Source organism: Carboxylicivirga caseinilyticus (assembly GCF_050589785.1).
GTDB lineage: Bacteria > Bacteroidota > Bacteroidia > Bacteroidales > Marinilabiliaceae > Carboxylicivirga > Carboxylicivirga caseinilyticus.
The window spans coordinates 1-1144 of the sequence record NZ_JBNGOX010000106.1 but is presented as its reverse complement, the minus strand read 5'-3'; the positions used below and the strand labels follow the sequence as shown (position 1 = coordinate 1144).

The following is a 1144-nucleotide window of genomic DNA, read 5'->3' as shown; positions in this document are numbered from 1 at the left end:
AGCTTCGCTACTTATCAAAATAAATTTGCATATTTATGTCTTTTTGATAGCTTACGCTATAAGTGCATCGCTACCCATGCGAGGCACACACAAGCGGTCATAAAACATTGCGCGGTTAGTGCTATATTTGAACGAAATAACATTTAATCAACGGCTTAGCGGGCTGATAAGTTTGTGCTTCGAAGTGCGCAACGCTTTTATACCGCAAACGTTGGCAGCAAGCAAAGAAAGATAGTGCAAATGGATACAGATGATTTATCAAAAGAATCCTACGAGGGAATATTAATAGAAGCCGAAAAGTTAACATATGATTTGACTTTACAATTCGGGGTATTATCCGGCGATTGTAAAAACGAGACTGATTATGTTGATAGAGCAGAAAAACTTACTAGAGAGATATTACAAGCAGAAGATTGGGAATTAGATGATTTGTTTTGGGGTAATCCTCCAGATAGAGAAAAATTGAATTTCACACTTAAAAAAATTATCGGTAATATTGAAAAGATTAAGAAAATACCGATAGAGAATAGACATTATGACTAAACAAGAGATTAAGCAAAAAGAGGAAAAACTTCTTGAAATGACTGGAACTTTTTGTACTCAAAGATTAGATGATGAATATTTTCAGCTATGTGAAAAGTTAATTAAGAAGCTTGGAAGAAAAAAGGAAGTTCCTTTTCAGAGAGGTAAATTAGAGATTTGGGCTGCAGCAGTCGTATATGCTATCGGTTCGATTAATTTTCTATTTGATAAGTCGTTTGAGCCATATATGTCAGCAGACCATATTAGTGAGTATTTCGGCACAAAAAACTCGACAGTATCAAATAAAGCTAGACAGATTAAAGACATGTTCGACATGTGGCATTTTAGTCCAGAATTTTCGACTCAGAAAATGACAGAAGATAATCCGTTTAATAATATGGTAATGGTAGATGGATTTATAGTGCCATTAGATACATTGCCTGCTGAATTACAGGAGATGGTTAAAGATGCAAGATCACGAGGAGAAGATATTGAATTTCAAACCGAGCAGAGATAATGCCAGCTGCCAATCGAGTAGCCAGCCCCACTAGCAAACGCTAGCAGGGAGAAGCTCTCACACCACCGCACGTACGGTTCTCGTATACGGCGGTTCTCTACATTA

Annotated in this window: 2 protein-coding genes; both read left to right on the top strand. The window is 36.9% G+C overall.

Annotation, left to right across the window (positions count from 1 at the left end):
- The first annotated feature begins 240 nt into the window (after positions 1–240).
- Complete coding sequence (locus ACRD62_RS22425; protein ID WP_430822316.1) at positions 241–543, top strand: hypothetical protein; 303 nt, start codon at positions 241–243, stop codon at positions 541–543.
- On the top strand, positions 536–1039 hold the full coding sequence (locus ACRD62_RS22420; RefSeq protein ID WP_430822315.1) for a DUF6398 domain-containing protein: 504 nt from the start codon (positions 536–538) through the stop codon (positions 1037–1039). The genes ACRD62_RS22425 and ACRD62_RS22420 overlap by 8 nt, the downstream gene beginning before the upstream one ends.
- Positions 1040–1144 lie beyond the last annotated feature (105 nt).

Coding starts and splice junctions, on each gene's coding strand:
- ACRD62_RS22425 (WP_430822316.1), top strand. CDS start 241: ATGGATACAGATGATTTATCAAAAGAATCCTACGAGGGAATATTAATA.
- ACRD62_RS22420 (WP_430822315.1), top strand. CDS start 536: ATGACTAAACAAGAGATTAAGCAAAAAGAGGAAAAACTTCTTGAAATG.